The sequence below is a fragment of the Gammaproteobacteria bacterium genome, assembly GCA_016705365.1.
Classification (GTDB): Bacteria; Pseudomonadota; Gammaproteobacteria; order Pseudomonadales; family UBA5518; genus UBA5518.
Genome location: JADIYI010000009.1, coordinates 703,784 through 723,711 on the forward strand (window position 1 = coordinate 703,784; position 19,928 = coordinate 723,711).

General features: G+C 58.3%; 13 protein-coding genes and 2 pseudogenes. 9 read left to right on the forward strand and 6 right to left on the reverse strand.

The window, feature by feature from the left end; translation table 11 throughout:
* The first annotated feature begins 50 nt into the window (after positions 1-50).
* From IPF49_21235 to prsR, 5 genes and pseudogenes are all read left to right on the forward strand, one after another.
* A complete protein-coding gene (locus IPF49_21235; GenBank protein MBK6290113.1) occupies positions 51-1,013 on the forward strand; it encodes a polyprenyl synthetase family protein in 963 nt (320 codons plus the stop codon).
* 156 nt (positions 1,014-1,169) lie between these two features.
* A complete protein-coding gene (locus IPF49_21240) occupies positions 1,170-2,753 on the forward strand; it encodes a tandem-95 repeat protein (GenBank protein ID MBK6290114.1) in 1,584 nt (527 codons plus the stop codon).
* Between the two features lie 243 nt (positions 2,754-2,996).
* Positions 2,997-5,219: a DUF1631 domain-containing protein gene (locus IPF49_21245; GenBank protein ID MBK6290115.1), complete on the forward strand. Its 2,223-nt coding sequence runs from the start codon at positions 2,997-2,999 to the stop codon at positions 5,217-5,219.
* A 15-nt stretch (positions 5,220-5,234) separates the two neighbouring features.
* Positions 5,235-7,298 (forward strand): PEP-CTERM system histidine kinase PrsK, encoded by a 2,064-nt coding sequence (prsK, locus tag IPF49_21250; protein MBK6290116.1) that lies wholly within the window; start codon positions 5,235-5,237, stop codon positions 7,296-7,298.
* A pseudogene (gene prsR / locus IPF49_21255) lies at positions 7,295-8,662 on the forward strand (PEP-CTERM-box response regulator transcription factor). The gene prsK and the pseudogene prsR overlap by 4 nt, the downstream one beginning before the upstream one ends.
* Here the strand turns inward: prsR and IPF49_21260 are convergent.
* The 4 genes from IPF49_21260 to IPF49_21275 all read right to left on the reverse strand — a co-directional run bounded on the left by IPF49_21260 (position 8,663) and on the right by IPF49_21275 (position 12,426).
* Positions 8,663-9,400, reverse strand: coding sequence for a polysaccharide biosynthesis protein (locus IPF49_21260; protein MBK6290117.1), 738 nt, complete (start codon positions 9,398-9,400; stop codon positions 8,663-8,665).
* Complete coding sequence (locus IPF49_21265; GenBank protein ID MBK6290118.1) at positions 9,397-10,779, reverse strand: hypothetical protein; 1,383 nt, start codon at positions 10,777-10,779, stop codon at positions 9,397-9,399. The genes IPF49_21260 and IPF49_21265 overlap by 4 nt, the downstream gene beginning before the upstream one ends.
* Positions 10,780-10,912: 133 nt before the next feature.
* A complete protein-coding gene (locus IPF49_21270; protein MBK6290119.1) occupies positions 10,913-11,494 on the reverse strand; it encodes an STAS domain-containing protein in 582 nt (193 codons plus the stop codon).
* A gap of 20 nt (positions 11,495-11,514) precedes the next feature.
* Complete coding sequence (locus tag IPF49_21275) at positions 11,515-12,426, reverse strand: AAA family ATPase (protein MBK6290120.1); 912 nt, start codon at positions 12,424-12,426, stop codon at positions 11,515-11,517.
* Between the two features lie 152 nt (positions 12,427-12,578).
* Here IPF49_21275 and IPF49_21280 point away from each other — a divergent pair, with 152 nt between their 5' ends.
* Entirely contained in the window at positions 12,579-13,484 is a 906-nt protein-coding gene (locus IPF49_21280; protein MBK6290121.1) for a glycosyltransferase family 4 protein, read from the forward strand.
* 922 nt (positions 13,485-14,406) lie between these two features.
* Here IPF49_21280 and IPF49_21285 read toward each other — a convergent pair.
* On the reverse strand, positions 14,407-15,102 hold the full coding sequence (locus IPF49_21285) for a hypothetical protein (GenBank protein ID MBK6290122.1): 696 nt from the start codon (positions 15,100-15,102) through the stop codon (positions 14,407-14,409).
* A gap of 306 nt (positions 15,103-15,408) precedes the next feature.
* Between IPF49_21285 and IPF49_21290 the strand changes: the two are divergent.
* Together IPF49_21290 and IPF49_21295 are read left to right on the forward strand one after the other, a co-directional pair.
* A pseudogene (locus tag IPF49_21290) lies at positions 15,409-16,426 on the forward strand (IS3 family transposase).
* A 685-nt stretch (positions 16,427-17,111) separates the two neighbouring features.
* Positions 17,112-17,465 carry a hypothetical protein gene (locus IPF49_21295; protein ID MBK6290123.1) on the forward strand — a complete coding sequence of 118 codons (354 nt, stop codon included), beginning with the start codon at positions 17,112-17,114 and terminating at the stop codon, positions 17,463-17,465.
* Positions 17,466-17,508: 43 nt separating this feature from the next.
* Here IPF49_21295 and IPF49_21300 read toward each other — a convergent pair whose 3' ends face one another.
* Positions 17,509-18,000 (reverse strand): hypothetical protein, encoded by a 492-nt coding sequence (locus IPF49_21300; GenBank protein MBK6290124.1) that lies wholly within the window; start codon positions 17,998-18,000, stop codon positions 17,509-17,511.
* Positions 18,001-18,710: 710 nt separating this feature from the next.
* Between IPF49_21300 and IPF49_21305 the strand changes: the two genes are divergently transcribed.
* A complete protein-coding gene (locus tag IPF49_21305) occupies positions 18,711-18,983 on the forward strand; it encodes a glycosyltransferase (GenBank protein MBK6290125.1) in 273 nt (90 codons plus the stop codon).
* The last annotated feature ends 945 nt before the right edge of the window (positions 18,984-19,928 follow it).

Here is a 19,928-nt window from a genome sequence, read left to right on the forward strand (position 1 = left end):
CGCCGCTGCGTTCCTAGCATGCCGTCGCCCCAGTGAAACGCAGCGCATCGATGAACCACATCTCGGCGGCCATTCGCGAGGATTTCGAGGCCGTCAATCGCCTCGTCGTCGCCAAACTCCATTCCGATGTCGGCCTGGTCGAGAATATCGGCCAATACATCGTCGAGGGTGGGGGCAAACGCCTGCGCCCGCTGATCACGCTGCTGTGCGCACGCGCGCTCGGGTATGCCGGAACGCGCCATATAGAGCTCGCCACCGTTATCGAGTTCCTGCATACGGCAACGCTGCTGCACGATGACGTCGTGGACGTGTCCGCCATGCGGCGCGGCCGCGCCACGGCCAATGCCAACTGGGGCAATGCTCCGAGCGTGCTGGTCGGGGACTTCATCTATTCCCGGGCATTCCAGCTGCTGGTCGGGATCGGCGATATCGCGATCCTGCGTCTGCTGTCGGACACCACCAACGAAATCGCGGAAGGCGAAGTCGAGCAACTCACCCGCGCCGGTGATCCGCAAACCACCACGGCGCAATACATGCAGGTGATCCGCAAGAAAACCGCGGTCCTGTTCGCTGCGGCCGCGCAGGGCGCTGCCCTGCTCGCCGGGGCCGACGCGGCCACCGAGCAGGCGCTGCGGACCTTCGGGCTGAACCTGGGTATCGCCTTCCAGCTGATCGACGACGTGCTCGATTACAGCGGGGACCCTAAGCTCATGGGTAAAAACGTGGGTGACGACCTCGCCGAGGGCAAACCCACGTTGCCACTGATCCACGCCATGGCGAATGCTCCCGCAGCCGAGGCACAATGCGTTCGCCAGGCAATACTCGAGCGCGACAGCAGCGCCATCGATGCCGTGCTCGGCACGGTTCAACGCTGCGGGGCGCTGGACTACGCGCGCTCCGTCGCGCTCGAGCACCGCGAACTCGCGATTGCCGCGCTGGACTGCATCCCGGAAAGCGAGTTCCGCCACAATCTGCTGACCATCACCGACCTCGCCATCGACCGCCAGGCCTGAGATCGCCGCCGCCCCGGGGCGCTTGGCGACCGGCAAGTGTGACCAGTTTCGCGGTTTCGCAACGCCAACACCCGTTTGACCGGACAGCGCCTTGCCATGGGCCAGTGGCGTCGTAGACTTTCAGCGCGGACTAAAATTCACCTCGAGGAGCATGGTATGCGCAAGCTCGTGTTGGCATCGGCTGTCGCGATGCTTGTCACCCAGGTCGCGGCGATCGATGCATTCGCTGTCGCGGCGCCGGACAACAGCACCAACCAGCCACCCATCGCCAACCCCGACTCGGCGAGCACACCGTACCAGACCCCGGTAACGATCGAGGTACTGGCCAACGACAGCGATCCCGACGGTGACTCACTTGGTGTGGGTTTGCGGACCAGTGGCGCCAACGGAAAGACGGTAAAGACCCACGACACCGTCACCTACACACCGAAAGCAGGATTCTACGGAACCGACACATTCACCTATATCGTTGCCGATGGCAGATTGGGACATGCTACCGGCACCGTAACGGTCACGGTCGCCCCACCCTCCAACTTTCCGCCGAAGGCGGTCGATGACAATGTGTCCACCCGGGCAGGCGAGCCTGTATCGATCGATGTACTGAGCAACGACACCGACCCCGAAGGCGATGCAATTGCGATAACGGCGACGTCCAAAGCTGCGAATGGCACCCGCAGCCGCAAGGGGGCAATCATCACGTATACGCCGAAGCCCGGTTTTGTCGGCACCGATACGCTCAGGTATGCCATTGTCGACAGCAACAACGGGCCTGACGTCGGCAGGCTGAACATCACGGTGTTGCCCGAGTCCGCACCGGAACCCGAGCCCATACCGCTGCCGACCCAGCAACAAAGCGGCGGTAGCGTGACCATCGAGGCGGAACAGTTCTCGGCCAATGTCAAGAACGGCGCACAGTGGATCGGCCCTGTTTCTCCTGCCGGTGCCTCGGGTGGCAAAGCCATGGAGGCTCCGCTCGATGGGCAGCCACGGCTCGAGTACCAGGTGAATTTCAGCCAGAGTGGCACCTACTACGTGTGGATTCGCAGCTATGCGCTGAATGCCAGCACCAACTCGGTGCGATTCGGTGTCGATGGCAGCTGGTCGGACACGGTCGTCTCGGTGTCGCCGTACAACAGCTGGCAGTGGGAAGGACCGTTCGCGATGACGGTGGCGAGCAAGGGAATCCACACGCTCGGCATCACCCGCCGCGAGTCCTCGACCCTGGTTGACAAGATTTTCATCGGCACCAGTTCAACCGCGGACCCCAGCGGCACCGAACCGGATCCTGCACCAGCGCCTGCTCCCGCTCCGGATCCAGCGCCTGCTCCCGCTCCGGATCCAGCGCCTGCGCCTGCTCCAGATCCCGCGCCTGCTCCTGCTCCTGCTCCGGATCCAGCGCCTGCCCCGGATCCGGCACCGGCTCCCGAGCCCGCTCCGACGCCAGCACCGGCTCCCGTCCCGGCACCCGTACCAGCCGGACAAGCCAAGCTGTCCTGGTCGATTCCGACCACGCGTGCGAACGGTTCGCCGCTGGCGCCCGGCGAACTTGCCGGCTACGAGATTTATGTCCTCCGCGAATCGTCCGGAGAGAGCATGGTGCTCAAGATCAACAACCCGCTCGACTCGAGCTATACGGTGAGCGGCATGGCCCCCGACGTCTATCATTTTTCGATGAGCGCCAAGGATACTGCCGGCAAACTGAGCGCCCTCTCCGCGGTGGTGAGCAAGAACGTGCAATAACCACGCGGTTCACCGGGGCGGCGACCGGGCCGATGCCGTAACGCAGCGGCTTGGCCTTCGGGCGCGATGGGGCCCGCCCTCGTGCCTGGCTGCCGTTCATTCCCTCGCCACGACCATTCCCGGTTGCGGGATCCAAATCCCCTGTCCCACGCCCCGATCCAGACTCCAGCGCGCGAATCGTGCGATAGTGCGCCCATGGGCGCTGCTATATTTAGCAGCTGATACTGTGAGAAAATCGATCGGATGAGTATCGAGCAAAGCAAACCCGAACTACCCCAGGCATCGCCGTCTTCACTGCTGGGCATGCTGTCCAGAATCACCGTCGTGGCACTCACCAGCCACCTCGAATCCATGTTCAATGCCTGCGACGATCTGTTTTTCGACCTCGCCAGTCGCGCCAAGAGCAACCAGGATCAGAACCTCTATTTCGAATCGCTGCGCGAGATCAGGCTGCGCAAGAGCGCCATCATTGCCGATGTGGGCCAGATCGTGGCCAACAACTTCGCCACCATCGATCGCAATGCGCGCAAACCCGCCAAAGGCCAGGACAAGCACCAGGCGCCCCGACCCGAAGACCTCGAGCTGATCACCCAGGACCAGGTCGAAAAGGACGTACTCGTTACCGACATGGTGTCGAACGCACGGCTCGACTTCCAGGCGGAACTCTACCAACTGCACGAACGCATGCTGCAGATCACGTCCAAGCGTTTTGAACTGCACGCCAATCCGTTCGACCCCGGCCAGATCACGGCCGCCTTCGTCAGCGCGTGCGAACACGCGGATATCGAGCTCAAGATCCTCAAGCTCCTCTACAAGCAGTTCGATCGCGACGTGCTGCGGCTCATTGCCGATCTCTACCACCGCGCCAACCAGGTCCTGATCGACGCCCACATCCTGCCGAATCTTTCGCCGCTGAGTCCGCGCAAGGCGAAAAAGTACGATCTCCCGGCGACACCGGCCGCCGCGTCTCCCGCTGCGCCGGCGCCGAACGACGAGAGCGCGGGAGGAATTCCCGTATCAAGCCCCGAAATGCAGGAGCTGGCGCACCTGCTCGGGCGCCTGCGCAGCAATGGCGTGCGCATGCCGATGTTCCCCAACTTTCCGCCGGCCGGCACCGCGGGTCCGCCACTGGAGCGCGACGAGCTGGTGTCGATGCTCTCGGAAATGCAGCTGCAACCGGCACAGCAGAACAGCGACGGCGTGACCCAGCCGATAGACATACGCCAGGCCATCGATTCGATCATGAGCTCGCGCGGCCAGGTCAGTGTCGGGCGGGCGGATGAGGACATCATCAATGTCGTTGCGATGTTTTTCGACATCATCCTCGATGACCGCAACCTGCCGATCGAGATCCAGGCACTGGTGAGCCGCTTGCAACTGCCGATACTCAAGGTCGCGCTGAAGGACCGCTCGTTTTTCACCGACCGCAAACATCCCGCGCGCCAGCTCATCAACGAGATTGCACGCACCAGCATCGGCTGGGAATCCAGCAGCAAGGATACCCAGGATGCATTGTTCATCCGGCTGACGGAGCTGGTGGAACAGGTGCTGCAGAGCGCGGATGACCAGAGCGGCATATTCGAGAAATGCCTGTCCGACCTGATGGGCTTCATCGAGCGCAACGAACAGCGCGTGGCCAAGGTGGAAAAACGCACGGCCGAGAAAGCCGCCGCCGACGCGCGCACCACCAAGGCACGCGACATGGTGCGGCACGTGCTGCACGAGCGCCTGGAAGGCAAGCAATTGCCGACCGAAATCACCAGCTTCCTGGTCGAGGACTGGCAGCAGTTCCTGCAACTCGTTTACCTCAGGCAGGGCAAGGACAGCGCCGAGTGGATCGATGCGGTGCAGACGGTGGATGACCTCGTGTGGTCGGTGCAGCCCCATGAAGACGAGAAATCACGCGTACGGCTCGAGCGCCTGCTGCCCGATCTCGACCGCCGCATGGCCGCCGGCCTCGAGAAGACCCGCAGCCATGCCGATGATGCGCGGGCGCGCCTGGAAGTGATACGCGAAGTACAGCGCAAACTTCTCACGCCGGACAGCACGCCGCTGCCGCTGGAGCCGCTTACGCCCTCGCAGCAGGAACAGATCACGCCGCAGCGATCGGACGAGGAAAAATCCTGGAAGGAGATGACGGCCGTCGAGCGCCAGAAGGTCAAGTACGAAGCGCTGATGTACGAATTCCTGAAACGTGTCGATGACGTGCCGATCGGCACCTGGCTGCTCTACGACGATCTGCGTCGCGGCGCGACGCGGCGCTGCAAGCTTTCCTCGCGCATCGACGAAACCCGCACCTTCCTGTTCGTGAATCGCGTGGGCGTGCAGGTATACGAAAAGCCACGCAAGGCGTTTGCCTACGATATGCAGATGGGGCACGCGCGCATCATCGAAGACACGCCGCTGTTTGATCGCACCATCGAGCGCATCTCGTCGAACCTGCGCAAGATGGCCGGCGATACCTGAACCGGACCTGGTACCGTGAACAACAGCACGATCCTGTTTGGCGCGGGCGCGGCGGGCTATCTGTTCGCGGCACTGGCGTTCTACCGCTACCGGCACAAGATCCTCGATGCCCTTTCCGGCGTGGCGTGCGTCACGGGCCTTGCGATCTGGCAGGCGACCCTTTCCTGGGACAGCGTGCAGGCGATTCCGCAAGGCGCGCTGATCCTGGTGGAACTGTTCCGGGCCGTGGTAATCATCTACTGCCTTCAGCACATCATGAAAACCGTCGTGGGCAGCGGCATCACCCGCGCCGCCATGAGCACCACCCTGGCACTCGCGATCGCGATGCCGCTGGCGATCGCACTCGGCTACCCGGCCCTGATCGCGTTCCCGAGCCCGGATTACTTGACGATCCAGCGTGCCTGGGTCGGGATCTTTGTCGCGCTCGGATTGCTGATCGCGATCGAGCAGGTATTCCGCAATACCGACACCTCGCTGGCGGTGCTGCGCTATGCCTGCATCGGACTGGGCGTGACGGCGGTATACGATCTTTATCTTTACGCCGACACGCTGATTTTCGAACGCCTCGATCTCGACCAGTGGAGCGCGCGCGGCGGCATCAATGCGCTGGTCTCGTTTTTCGTCGCGTTCGCGGTCGGGCGCAGCAGACCGAACCAGCTGATTTCGGTTTCACGCAACGTGGTGTTCTACACCACCAGCCTGACCGCCGCGGGGCTGTTCCTGCTGACGATTTCGGCGGTCGGTTACGCAATCCGCAAATACGGCGGCACCTGGGGCACCGTTTTCGAACTGATGCTGTTCTTCGGCGCGATAATGCTGGTGGCAATCACCGCATTGTCGCAGCGTGCGCGCGACCAGCTGCGCGTGTATATCTCCAAGAATTTCTTTGCCCTGCGCTACGACTATCGCAAGGAGTGGCTGCACCTGATCGCGCAACTCAGCGGCAGGGACAGCCAGGAACACCTGTACGTGAGGGCGATCCGCGTGCTGGCCGATCTCTACAAGTCTCCCGGCGGCCTTATCTGGCTCGCACAGGAGGAAAGTTTCGTGCCCACCGCGACCTTCCGGGTCAGATTGCCGGATGACTGCCGGGAGTCCATCGACTCGCCGTTCTGCAAACGCCTGGCACAGGAGTGGATATTCGAGATCGGGGTTCGCTCGCACCGCGCTCTCGATCTGCCGCCCCTGCCCTCATGGATCCCGAACGTTGCGGATATCGCCGTCGTGGTCCCGCTGCTGGACGAGGAAGCGCTGATCGGCTTTGTCGGTCTGCAGCGCTCGCTCGGCTTCACGAAGCTCACCTGGGAAGACCTCGACATCATGAAAGCTGCCGCGCGCGAGGTCGCCAGCAACGTGGCGCGCTACCAATCGGCCGAGCAGCTCGCGAGCGCACGCCAGTTCGACACCTACCATCAGCTGACCGCATTCATCATGCACGACCTGAAAAACCTGATCGCGCAGCAGGAACTGGTGGTGAAAAACGCGGCCAAGCACAAGGAGAATCCCGCGTTCGTCGAGGATGCGATCGAAACCATCCAGAACTCGGTGGCCCGGATGAGCTCGCTGCTCGGCAAGCTGCAACAGAAAGAACCCGCGGAACGGCGCCCGGTCGCGCTGCAGGACGTCCTGATCGAGGTCATGCGCAAATGCGAATCGCTCAAGCCAAAGCCCGCGCTGCGCATCGATGATCGTGAACTGCGCGTACTCAGTGACCGCGATCACCTGATCATGGTCATGAGTCATCTCATCAAGAACGCCCAGGAAGCCACCCGCGATGACGGATTCGTCGATGTGATCCTGAGCCGCCAGGGAGAATTCGCGCTGCTCGAAATCGAGGACAACGGCAGTGGAATGGATCCTGATTTCCTGCGCAACCGGCTGTTCCGGCCCTTCGAGAGCACAAAGGCCGGCAAGGGCATGGGCATTGGTGCCTACCAGGCGCGTGAATTCATCCATAATATCGGGGGTGACATCAAGGTGCAGAGCACACCGGGCACCGGCACGACGTTCCGCATCACCATTCCACTGGCCGACACGATCGCCACCGATACCGCCGAGCAGGGATTCAGCCGCCGATGAGCAAGAACGAAACCGCACGCACGCTGCTTATCGTCGAGGACGACGAGGGACTGCAACGCCAGTTGCGCTGGCACTTCGAGGGATATGAGGTATTGCAGGCACGCGATCGCGAATCCGCGCTGGCCGAGGTCCGCCGTGCGGAACCCGCGGTGGTATTGCAGGATCTCGGCCTGCCGCCCGACGAGGAAGGCGTCGAGGAGGGTTTCCGGTGCGTGCAGGAGATCCTCAGCATCAAGCCGACCACGAAGATCATCGTTGTCACCGGGCATCACGAGACACGCAACGCGCTGCGTGCCATCGAACTGGGTGCCTGCGATTTTTACGAGAAACCGGTCGATACCGACGTGCTCGATCTGATCGTGCAGCGCGCCTACCACATCCACGCGCTCGAGGAACAGAACCGCAAGCTCAGCGAAACCCATCGCTCGCCGCTCGATGGCGTGATCGCCGCCGACCCGCGCATGCTTGCGATCTGTCGCATGGTAGAGAAGGTGGCTCCGATCAGCGTCACCTGCCTGCTGCTTGGCGAAAGCGGCACCGGCAAGGAAGTGTTTGCCCGCGCCATTCACGATCTGAGTCCACGCGCCGGGCAGGCATTCGTGGCCATCAACTGCGCCGCGGTACCGGGAAACGCTGATGGAAAGCGAACTGTTCGGTTACGAGAAGGGAGCGTTCACCGGCGCACACAAGCGCACCTCGGCAAGGTGGAGTCGGCCGTCAACGGCACCCTGTTCCTGGACGAAATCGGCGATATGCCGCTCGCGCTCCAGTCCAAGATGCTGCGCTTCCTGCAGCAGCGGGTGATCGAGCGCGTGGGTGGCCGCGAAGAGATCCCGGTCGATGTGCGGGTGGTGTGCGCCACCAACAGGAACCTGCAGCAAATGGTGAGCGAAGGGACCTTCCGCGAAGATCTGTACTACCGCATCAGCGAGATCGTGATCGACATCCCGCCGCTGCGCGAGCGCCTCGGCGACCGGATCCTGCTGGCGCGCCACCTGCTCACATTGTTTGCAAAGGAACACAACCCGAAGGTCGGCGGACTCACGACCGACGCGGCGGCGGCCGTGGAGGAGTACCCCTGGCCAGGCAATATCCGGGAGATGCAGAATCGCATCAAGCGGGCGGTGATCATGGCCGAAAACAAGCTGGTTACTCCCGAAGACCTGGGCCTGACCGCCAGCGGCGAAATGGCCGACATGCCGCTGAACCTGCGCGAAGTACGCCAGGACGCCGAGACCACGGCAATCGTGCGGGCCATCTCGTTTTCGGGCGGCAATATTTCAAACGCCGCCAAACTGCTCGGCATCACCCGGCCCACGCTGTATGACCTGATGAACAAATACGGGATCGAATCGCCCGAGTGATCAGGGAGCCGGATCGCGATTGATCACGACTCCCGCCAGCTTGTCGCGGCCGATGGCGTCTGCCGCATCGCGTACCTGGCTGATGCTCACCTCGCCGTAGGGAACCACCAGCACCATGAAATCGCACCAGCGTGAGAGCGCGCGTGCGGTATCCGGCTGCGTCGAGGGAGGAACATCCACGATCACGTAACGGTCGCTGTAGCGCGAGCGCGCCGCCTGCAACAGGTGCTGCATCCCGGCGGAATTGAGCAGGCGCGTTTCCGCGAACGCCTTGCCATAGGGAATGACGCGCAAACGCGGAATGCGCGACGAATAGATGATGCCTTCGATATCGATCGCCGGATCCTGCAGGTACTCCGTGAGCCCGTAATCGGGAGGCAGCATCAGCAACTGCTGGATCGTCGGGTTGCCCGGACCGGCCTCGACCAGCAAGGCCGTGCGGTGGTGATCGAGCGCGACCGTGGCGGCCAGGTTCAGGCTGACGAAGCTGGCACCACCCCCCGGGGTAATGGAGGTCACACCAACAACAAAATTCTTGCGGTCGGCACGCTCGAGCAATTTTCCGAGCAAACCCTGGAATGACTCGAGTACCGCGGTGTCCGGCATCAGGGGATGAACGATCTGCAGCCGGTCGAGCTCCGCCGGCGCCAGCCGGGGAATATCCGCCATCTCGGTGATGCGGGCGCGCGTGCCGCCTTCCAATTCATTGCGGGGGCCATGCATGTCCGCGGGACTCATCCGAACACCACCGTGAATCCAATATGCGCGATCAGCGTACACGCGACCAGCAATGCCACCAGCATGACGCGCCAGCGCACCTCGCCCGCCGCCTGGGGCGGGTGGTACGCCGGGATCAACGCCAGCACGGCGACCTCCACATCGGTCACGATCGCACCCGGTGCGCGCACCTTGTCATCCACCAGAATGGCGCCCAGCAAACGTATCAGGGCCACGAACAACCCGCCCACCAGCGCCGCCAGTACAAACGCCCAAGCCGGCAAACCGTCCGGGCGCCCGGGCATGACCGGTGGCGTCACGATCTGAAAGGGCAGCTGCGCAGGAGTGGTGCGCATCTCCAGCTCCATGCGCGCCTCCTGGAGCCGCACCTTCAACTGTTGAGCGAGAGCTGCCGAGGTATCGTATTCATTCTGCAGCGTCCGGATCTGCTGGTTGGTCTGCTGCAGACCCGCGGTCTCGGAGCGGGCCGTGGAGAGCATGGCGGTCAGGTCCGTGCGCCGCTTCTCCCTGACCGACAACTCGTTTCGCAGCGAAACCAGGCGCGCGTCGATCTCGGCCTGCTGCGGCTTGAGCTCGCGCTCGATACGCGCCTGGACCCGCGCGCGCTCGTCCTGTGCTGCCGCCAGCTCGACATCGAGCCGCCCGATTTCCGCCTCCATGCTCTCCACTCGCCCCACGTCAGGGCTCCCGCCTGCCCGCAATGCCGTCAGCTGCGCGCGCAGTGTCACGATTTTCCGCTCGATGGCTCCGGGTGCGTCAAGCGCAGGCCGCAATGCCGCCTGCTGCTTGCGAACATCCTCCAGCCGCGCGCCCAGCAGCTTCTGCAGATCGTTGTTCTCGCGGATCTCCAGCGCCAGTGTATCCATCTCGCCCTGGAGCTGGCCGAGCCTTGCCCCATGCGCCGACTCGCCGCCCTCGGGCAATTCCGCGATTGCCGTGTTCAGCCTTTGCTCGGCATCGGCCAGGCGCTTTTCCGACTCGCGCAGATCGGTGAGCAAATCCTGTTCCTTGGCGCGCAGGCCGCTGCGCAAAAGCTCGGTTTCATCGCGAATCAAACCCACCAGCAGCGTGTTCATGCCGGCAAACGCCTGCTGGGCAGACGAGGCGGACAAATCGGCGTGCAGCAGCGCCCCGGAAAGATTCGTCACCAACTGCCCATCCGGGACATTGACGTTGGAACCCAGGTACTCGCGCACCCGGTTGCTCACCTCCTCGAGCAGCGGTGGCGCGACTTCGAAGCGCATTTCGGCGCTGGAAGTGTAATTGCGCGGATACAGGGCGGCGGCAACGAGCAACAGCAGGCTGGTGACACAAAACGCGACCACCGTGGACAGGCGTCGCCGGCGCAGTTCCTTTTGTGCAAGCTGCAGAATGCTCATCACTCGGCCTGAGCGCAGGACCATCGGTCCGGTGAAATCATGAGAGCGAACGGTCAGGAATGTTCATTATTGAGCCCCGACCGCTGATCGCTGGAGTATCGGCGCAAAGTATAGACGATGCCCGCGGCCCGCATCAAGACTTGCTACCCGGCGGTCGCCCGAGCAGACACCTGCCCGATGCCAATGGAAGGTCGCCGGGCCGCGGGCGTACACGAGATCCGAATTCGCGAGGGTGCCGAAAGCGAAGCGCATATAAATAGCCCATGGCACTGGCATCGATGTACTCGAGCCCGCTCACATCGATCTCCAGGCGTGAACCTGCAGTCAGCTCGCCCAGGGATTCCCGCAGTTGCGGCAAGCTGTCGCGATCCAGGCGGCCGCTCAGGCGCAAACGCGCGTGCGGGCGTGGAAGCCATGGCTTCCACGCCGAGCACGCCTTGGTCCACAGCCGCAGCACAACAGCGGCACCACGGAGCAGACGAACAATCGTCCCAGCAACAAGCCATCGAACAGGTAGCGCTTCCACAACGCCGGCTCTTCCCGAATTCGCCAGAGCCTCCAGGCCCAGGCGCTGCATAATCTGCGGTGCGCGATTGGCGCGCCCGGCAAGAAAATTGACCACCAGACGATCGCGGCCGCTCCTGACCCGGCCCACCGCCTCATCGAGCGTCAGCACATCGACGGGCAAACCTAGCAGCCAGAAAATCTCCTTCATCGGCTTTGGCCCGAAACGGATCAGGAACCGGCAAGCTCGGGCATCGCGATATCGACACCCTTGATTTCGAGCACCATCTCCCGCAACCGCTCCCGGTCGGTATCCGGTTTGGCCGCTGCGATCAGCTGGCGAATGATGCGCTTGGCGCGGATCACATCGAGCACCAGGTCCACCGTTATCAGGGTTTGCTCTTCGGCAAAGCCATAGACCAGGCACATATCGCAGATGTTGTTGATGCTGCGCGGGATGCCGCGGCAGTAGTAATCGATGGCCGCCAGCGCGTAGCGATCGAAGAGTTCGACCTTGCCGCCCGCGACGGTCACACGATGATTGATGTAATTGCGCGTTTCATTGAAATCGAGGGCGTTGACATGGTGCTCGACCGAAATCCGCTGGGCCAGCTGCCGCAGTTCGTTGCTGGCGAGAATATCGCTCAGTTCCGGCTGGCCGACCAGAATCAGCTGCAGCATCACCTGCTCGGTGATGTTGATGTTGCTGAGCAGGCGCAACTCCTCCAGCGTCCAGGTATCCATGTTCTGGGCTTCGTCGACGATCAGCACCACGCGCGAACCATTGGCATGCTGCTGGGCAACGAAGTCCACCAGGCGCTCGTACATGGTGACCTTGTCCTTGTCTCCCGTATCCAGGCCAAAGGCCCACAGGATCCAGGACAGCAGGTCGCCGAATTTCTGATGGGTATTGGTAATGACCCCGACCGTGCAATCCTGCGTGATGTGCTTCAGGAGGTAGCGGATCATCGTCGTCTTGCCGGCACCGATCTCCCCGGTGATCAGGGTAAACCCCGCCTGGTTGGTCAAGCCGTACTCGAGCATCGCCATCGCCACGGCGTGCTGCTTGCCAAGATACAGAAAATCGGGGTCCGGGGTCAGCGAAAACGGCTTGCGATTGAGCCCGTAGAATGCTTCGTACATGATTTTCGGCGGGTTCCGGATGCTGATCTGCTGAATCAGATTAGTATAACATCAGCCCTTCGCAACAGACTCGGATTGCCGAGACCTACGGCATGCCCGCAGGATCCAAGGGTCATTGCTATCGAAGGTATGGCCGCTGGAGGCGTCGCCGAATGAAAGTACTGGTCGTGTCGCACGGCTTCCAGGAGCATTACACGATCGGATTTGCGAACGGGCTCGCGCAAACCGGCATCGAGGTACTACTGGTGCGCTCGAGCACGCTCGACTCCAGCAGTCTCGACCCGGCGATCCGCTCGTTCGATCTCGGTCAGAATACCGGGGAGCGCTATTCGAAGTTGCGCAAAGCCGCACGCTTTCTCAAATATCACCTCTCGCTGCTCGTGTTGCCGATCATTCATTTCAACTCGAATATCCATATCATCGGCCTGCTGCGGCATGAACTGCTTACCGGGCTTGTCGAGGGCCTGGTCTTTCGGTTGTTGTCGAAGCGATACGTGCTGACAGTCCACAATATCCTTCCCCATGACCGCCACACGGCGTGGAACCGATTCCTGTACGGGGTGATATATCGCATTCCGCATGTGCTGGTCGTCCATACGGCCAAAATGCGCGATGAACTGATCAGCCAGTTCAATATCAACGCCGACCGAATCCAGATACTCGAGCACGGCCTGAATGACGCCGTGCCGGACCATGGCTGGAGCATGAAGCAGTGCAGGGAAGCGCTCGCCATACCCCAAAACGCACTTGCACTGCTCTTTTTTGGCCGAATTGCCCCGTACAAGGGGCTGGATACGCTGCTCGAAGCCTTCAAAGAACTCGGGGCGCCATATCATCTGGTGATAGCCGGTGCACCGATAAGCGAAGCCTACGGAGCCGAAATCCGCCAATTGATCGACGCCACCCGTCGAAATCACGCATCAGCGACATGCTCGACTGGATCGCGGACAAGGATATCGCGACGTATTTCCGAGCCTGCGATTGCCTGGTCATGCCGTACCGGCATATCGACCAGAGCGGGCTGGTGTTCCTGTCGCTGCGTTTTGGTTTGCCCCTGATATCCTTCGATGTGGGCTCGGTACGGGACTATATCGGAGAAGGAGTCGGCCTGGTCGTCGAGGAAAAGAGCAGCCGGGCGCTTGCCAGCGCGATCGAGCAGTTCCGCGCCAACCACGGTGCCTATTCGCGAGAAGCGATAATTGAATATTCAAAGCAATTCAGTTGGGAGAGTGTGATGTCAACCCTCACGCATGTTTACAAGCACTGAGGACAAGGAACTCACGGCGTGTTGATCAAACGAATATTTACATCACGCCTTCAAACGATCGCGCGGCCTCAGTTAATTGGCGTCGGTTGATGCGATTCACGATGCGAAGCAATCGCAAAACCGCGCGACGGTATCCAGAACTGTCGATGCCCGTGTTGTGGTGCTCAACTTGAGCGTACCGATGGTCCGACTCGACGTCTATTATTTCAGGATATTTATCGGGACGCCGAATTAATCGCTCTCCAAAATACGTTCCTGACATGATCTGAAAGCGGGTTTAGATTAATGCGCTCCAAGCAACATTCATGTTTTCCAAAAAAGAACTGGTCTCATTTACATCATCTGAATTTTCTCCAGGATATCCAATAATCAATGTAATACGTACGCTGATACCGGCAGTTCGTGCATCCAAAAGGAATCGGCTTGTCGTGTCGGGATCAGTACCTTTCGCCATTTTGGATAGTACCCTTGCTCCCGATTCCATGCCAGTAGTCAACCGCACCATGCCCGATTTTCGAGCTAGTTGCAGCTCTCGCAGGCTCAGTCCTTCCGAACTTCTATTTCCGACATGTACGGATCCGATCCAGCGGGCTCCGGGAACTATCCGCTGCATTTCGCCGATGATTGCATGCCAAATTTGCAGGTCAGAGTTCAGCTTGAGGTCAGTGAATACGAATAGCGAAGAATCATGAATGCTGGCCTGACGAGCAATCTCATCCAGTACCGATCCTGTTCGGATACAGGTGCCATGGAAAATCGGTATAGTCTGGAAATGCGACGCTATCCAAGTCGGTCAGGGGGGGAGATGTCAAAGGTGTTTTGCGATCACGATTCCAAACACCGGGAATATGCTCGAATGAACCGCCAGCTACAGCGGTCTTCAGGATCTCATCGAGATGAAGATCAACCTCTCCGCCCACAAGTGCAGTAAGCCCAGGGATATCCATCCATTCTCGAGCGACATCGCCGACCGAAAAGTAGGGACCTCCGAGCACAAGCGCAACTTTCCGATCATGGCAAACTTCACCAAGCGCAAAGCAGTGTTCGAAATACATAAGATAGGTTGAAATCAGAACTACGTCATAGCTCTTCTCGTCGAGTCTACGGGTGAACTCTTCAACCATTGGAACTTTGGAGCGATACAACTGAGACGACATTCTGGCGGCAAATCGCTTACGGATCGAACGAATAGTGCTATTTCTTGAGACACCTGTACCGTAACGTATGGCCTGATCAATCCATCCCCACGCCGGCGGCACAGGTTCTCGAGATACACCTTTTACGCCATTGGACATTGGCGCCATGACGTCGACTTCTATGTTTGCCCGTCGCAGGTTTGCCGCGAGATATCCGACGGCTATCGACGGGTAAAGCGCAAAATTGTTCAGGTCAATTATCAATGCGCGCATCAAATACCGCCTCTATATTTCTTTTCAACTGAGATTCTGATTGATATAGCTGCTATTGTCAGTGGAAATTTTCGGGAGTGTGATCTGCCGGTAATCCCCTCTTTTTAGCTGCCGACAGAAGTGGAGTTATGCGGCCACGGCCACTTTCTGCATTGGAGTGATGATCGATATGTTGGCGCATTTCTTAAAAGTAGATTTCGTATGAGCACCTATACTCGACGTCCCCCCAACTTTGAGTAGCGAAACGGTTTAGAGTCTAACCCCGGCGAGGAGGTTGGGAGACGGCAGCGGTTTACAGAAGAACAGATCATCGGTTTCCTGAAGGAATGCGATACCAGGTTCCGGTGAAGGAGTTGTGTCGGCGGCACGGGTTCTCGGAGGCGAGCTACTACCTGTGGCGCAGCAAGTTCGGCGGCATGGACGTCTCCGATGCCAAGCGGCTGAAGGCGCTTGAGGCCGAGAATGCCCGGTTGAAGAAGTTGTTGGCCGAATCGATGCTCGAGATGGAGGTGACCCGCGAGGCCTTGCGAAAAAAGTGGTGACCGCACCGGCGAGGCGAGAGTTGGTGCGGTGGTTCACTGGGCAGGGGGCTGACGGAGCGTCACGCGTTGCGTGGTGGAACATGAGCGCGAGCGCTGGGCAACAGCTGCGCCCGGTCGTACATCGTAGTCAACGCAATTGTCCAGCTAGCGCAGCGACACCGGCGCTATGGAGCCGAAATGATCTACCTGAAGCTTCGCCAAGCGGGCGAGTTGGTCAATCACAAACGTGTTGAGCGGCTGTATTCCCCGAAGCGCTGCAAGTTAAGCGTCGACGGCGCAAGAAGATCCCGGTGACAGACCGGCAACCGCTGATTCGCCCAGGGGCGGCCAACGAGATTTGGTCCAGTGGATTTCGCATTTGATCGCGTGGATCGGGACGAGAACTAGCGCCTGGTAGTCGTAGACGACGCGACGCACGAGTCGGTTGCGATCATGCCAGAGCACAGCATTGGTGGTGATCACCTGACGCGGCTACTCGATGGCATCTGCGCCCAGCGCGGCAAACCGGCGGTGATTCGTTCGGACAACGGGAAGGAGTTCACCGGGAAGGCGATGCTGACCTGGGCCCATCGAAACGGGGTGTCGCTCAAACTGATCGAGCCGGGCAAGCCGAATCAAAACGCCTACGTGGAGTCATTCAATGGGCGGTTCCGAGACGAATGCCTGAACGAGCACTGGTTCATCAGCTTCGGCCTGACGCGAGAGATCGAGCGCTGGCGCCGCGAATACAACGAAGAGCGACCGAAGAAATCCTCGGTGGGCTACCGCCTGCCGTTTATGCAGCAACTGGCCGACAAGGCGCACAATGCCCGGAGGACTCCAAACAATACCGCTACTCAAGGCGGAGGGACGTCGGGACGTCGGTTAATTGGTGAAAAGACTTAATGAAAGCGGAAAAGTCGTTGGATGTTTCGGTGATTGTCGTTAGCTATAACACGCGAAATTGTCCGAGAATTTGCCTTGATAGCATTACAAGCAGACCGCTGGCGTTTCATTCGAAGTGATTGCTGTGACAACGCATCCAGCGATCGTTCTCCTGAGATGGCAACGGCAGAGTTTCCTGGGTGCCATTTTTATACAAAATGAGACCACGTTGGATTTGGGCGGCGTGCAACGTTGGTTCGCAATAGCCAGGCCAACACCTATTCCTATTGAATCCAGATGCCATATTGCTCAACAACGTAATCGCGACATTGTTCTCTGTTATGGAAACGTATTCGAGTAACGAGCATTGGCGCAGCGGGATGCCTCCTCACAGATTCCAGTGGAAGGCCTGCTATTTCTTATGGGCAGTTCTTAAATTTTGGTGAGGAGACAGGGCACTCATCTCAGGAATCGGAAACAGGCTTTTAGGCATCCGGCCAAAGGGTCTTTTCGGGAAATCAATGAGACGGACTTTGGCAATCGAGGTATGGTCTCAGTCGACTGATGTAACAGGCGCGGACTTGTTTCTATCGAGGAGCGCGCTTGAAGCTGCTGGCACATTTGATAGCGCCTATTTCATGTATGCCGAAGAGATGGACTTGCAGTATCGGAATGATGCTGCTTGGATATAAACGCGTCATCGTCGATGGACCGAAATTGGTGCATAACGAAGGAACCAGTTTTAATGGATCAAGGAATCGCGCTGTGATGATGACGATTGGCAAACTATTGTTTGCTCATAAGCATTATTGCGCAATTCGATATCTCCTACTGAAACTGTTGATGTTAGGTGTTTTCTTTTTCGAGAGATTACTGGACGCCTATGCTGGGACTGGCACCTTTGAGGACGCTTGGGCTTTTACAATGCGGTGCTGGAAAGAAGAATATCCGCCATGATCAGTCGCGCGATCCCAGAACAGACTGACGCGATCACCGAAACTCAAATCAAAAAACATTTTTCCTTTTCAACTGGCCAAGAATTCTTGGAATTCCTTTTGAAATACCAAGGAGATACCCGGATATGGAACGTGGCATCCAGCAGATGGTTGTCTAGGCGATAGAACAATCCAGTGTGCTGGGAAACGGGTTTCATAGCCCAACAATACTTGCGCCTCACCGGCAATCCAGTCAAATCCGACGCTGACGGCTTGCGGCCAGTTGCAAATCGCTCCAGAGGATTGAAATCGGCGCTTTTCTCAACCGTATTCCAATGCACACTGCTACCAGCTTTCTTCTTTAACTCCGAAGAGCCGGTAACCCCCATCCGATCGCCGCGGAAAAATCGTACGATACCGGGGAAAGGTTCAGAAAAGAGAAAACATAGCTCAATGTTGAACCGCAGGTCTCCGTAGAGTTCCTCATAGCTGACGACCGGAATTTCTGCCCAAGCCGCTGCCTGGCGCCCGAAACCTTCGATTTCCCTGGCGGCCATGCCCAGTCTCTCATCGCCACCTCATAATTCCAATCGAAAGACTTCACCCTCGATTCGACCACTGAGCGGCCATCGCGAATGACCAAGATTAGTGATGCAGAAGAAACAGCTTAGTAAAATTATGCAGATTGCGCACGCTCGGAGTCTTGACGCAAACAACTTGTACGCGGAATGCACCACCCCCCACCGCCTTGGCCGGCCATCTCGGCATCCGTGTTCGATGCGGGAAGTTGCCTGTGCAAAACTCAGCCAGACCGCTCGATACACTTCCATAGCTGATCTGGCGGCCCGACCACCTCGTTGACCCGCCAACTGCTCACCCAAGTAGAATAGAGCGTGTTGACGTAATCCTCGAGCAATCGGAATGGTGCACTAGGAAATCCTCCCATATTGGCCCGGGATGAGCACAATCGGGGTGGAGTTGAAGCACCTCGCGAGGAAATTGGTACCGCTGCGTTGCCCCGATGCCAAGGATGAAACAGTTGTCGATATTCACCTAATAATCCACTTGACCAACGAAGCGTAGGAGAATTATCGCATGCCGCTATAATATGCGGTTAGCGCGGGCAGGTCATGCAGAATGCAAAACTATTCGGCAACGTGAGAAAATCCCCAAAATTGAACATTACATTACCACAGTACGCAAGGGTTCCATACCATTCAGTAGGAAACCTATACGAAACGATGGCTTACCAAGTTAAGGCGTTGCTATGAAATATGTTGTGGTAATTCCAGCCAAGAATGAGCAGGACTCTATACGCAACACTCTCGAATCAATAGTGGGCCAAACCATCCCTCCGAAATGCGTACTCGTCATGGATGATGGGTCCACGGACAATACTCCCAATATTGTTAGGAGCATGCAAATTCAAAATCCGGTGCTCAAACATCACACCGCCCAATCAGACAATTTCTATTCGCTCGGGGTCACGTGGTGCGTCTATTCAACCAAGGCAAGCAAATACTGGATCAACAGGACCTAGACTATGATTGGATTATCAAACTTGATGCCGATCTGTGCTTCGACACAATTTAATTGAAAGAATCGCTACCCGCATCGAAGGCCAACACGTTGGTATAGTTTCAGGTACCTTATATTATTTCGAAAATGGCAGAAAATATATGAATTGAGCCCCTCATGGCACACACACGGACAATTCAAGATTTACAACCTCCAATGCTACGAAGAGATGGGCGGCATTCCAGAAAGCCCCTAGGGCTGACATACAGCGGACAACATCAAGGCCATCAGTTCAGGATGGTTGACCTGCACTTTTACAGACATCAACTACTTAATGTGCCGCAAAGTCGGTGGCAAGGCTCGCTAAAAAAGGGCCGCGTGAATCATGGGGCCGGTTGCTATTTATTAGATACGATCCCCTTGTTTCATGCTCAAAACTTTGCATGATCTATTCAAGCCTCCGATTCTTCTTGGCGCATATTATTTGGTCAAAGGGTATTTGATCGCATGCATTCAACAACCCCAAAGGATTCTTTCTGATCCGCAGCGAAAGAGTCTGCAAAGAATGCTTTGGTCCAGTCTCATTCTACGTATGAAAAGCAAGGAATTTGTCGTGTTGCAGAAACTATTGCGCAAGTCGAAAGCAGATGATTTGTGACTTCATAATCTCAAGATCCAGAATAATTTTTTTAACCATTCGGAAAGATCTCGATGAATTAAAGACTGCAGCTTTTACAATGTCTTCCCCTATAAATCTCTTGCAGTGCCTTACGGCTAACCGAATTTATCGGATCCGCTTGTTTTATGAATAATCGATCCATGGAAACACGAAGCTTCTGATATGGTCTTGCAAGAAGAGTCTTCGGAAAAATCTTGCTATCCAGAAAGCGTATCGATCGATAAAGAATCGGTAACTTACTTTTCCAGAGGTGTTAAACTTCTCTCCCAATTTAAATGTATATTCAGG

Excerpts from the sequence above, each read along its gene's own strand:
- IPF49_21235 (MBK6290113.1), top strand. The coding sequence starts at position 51 with ATGAACCACATCTCGGCGGCCATTCGCGAGGATTTCGAGGCCGTCAAT.
- IPF49_21240 (MBK6290114.1), top strand. The coding sequence starts at position 1,170 with ATGCGCAAGCTCGTGTTGGCATCGGCTGTCGCGATGCTTGTCACCCAG.
- IPF49_21245 (MBK6290115.1), top strand. The coding sequence starts at position 2,997 with ATGAGTATCGAGCAAAGCAAACCCGAACTACCCCAGGCATCGCCGTCT.
- IPF49_21260 (MBK6290117.1), bottom strand. The coding sequence starts at position 9,400 with ATGAGTCCCGCGGACATGCATGGCCCCCGCAATGAATTGGAAGGCGGC.
- IPF49_21265 (MBK6290118.1), bottom strand. The coding sequence starts at position 10,779 with ATGAGCATTCTGCAGCTTGCACAAAAGGAACTGCGCCGGCGACGCCTG.
- IPF49_21270 (MBK6290119.1), bottom strand. The coding sequence starts at position 11,494 with ATGAAGGAGATTTTCTGGCTGCTAGGTTTGCCCGTCGATGTGCTGACG.
- IPF49_21275 (MBK6290120.1), bottom strand. The coding sequence starts at position 12,426 with ATGTACGAAGCATTCTACGGGCTCAATCGCAAGCCGTTTTCGCTGACC.
- IPF49_21280 (MBK6290121.1), top strand. The coding sequence starts at position 12,579 with ATGAAAGTACTGGTCGTGTCGCACGGCTTCCAGGAGCATTACACGATC.
- IPF49_21285 (MBK6290122.1), bottom strand. The coding sequence starts at position 15,102 with ATGCGCGCATTGATAATTGACCTGAACAATTTTGCGCTTTACCCGTCG.
- IPF49_21300 (MBK6290124.1), bottom strand. The coding sequence starts at position 18,000 with ATGGCCGCCAGGGAAATCGAAGGTTTCGGGCGCCAGGCAGCGGCTTGG.
- IPF49_21305 (MBK6290125.1), top strand. The coding sequence starts at position 18,711 with ATGAAATATGTTGTGGTAATTCCAGCCAAGAATGAGCAGGACTCTATA.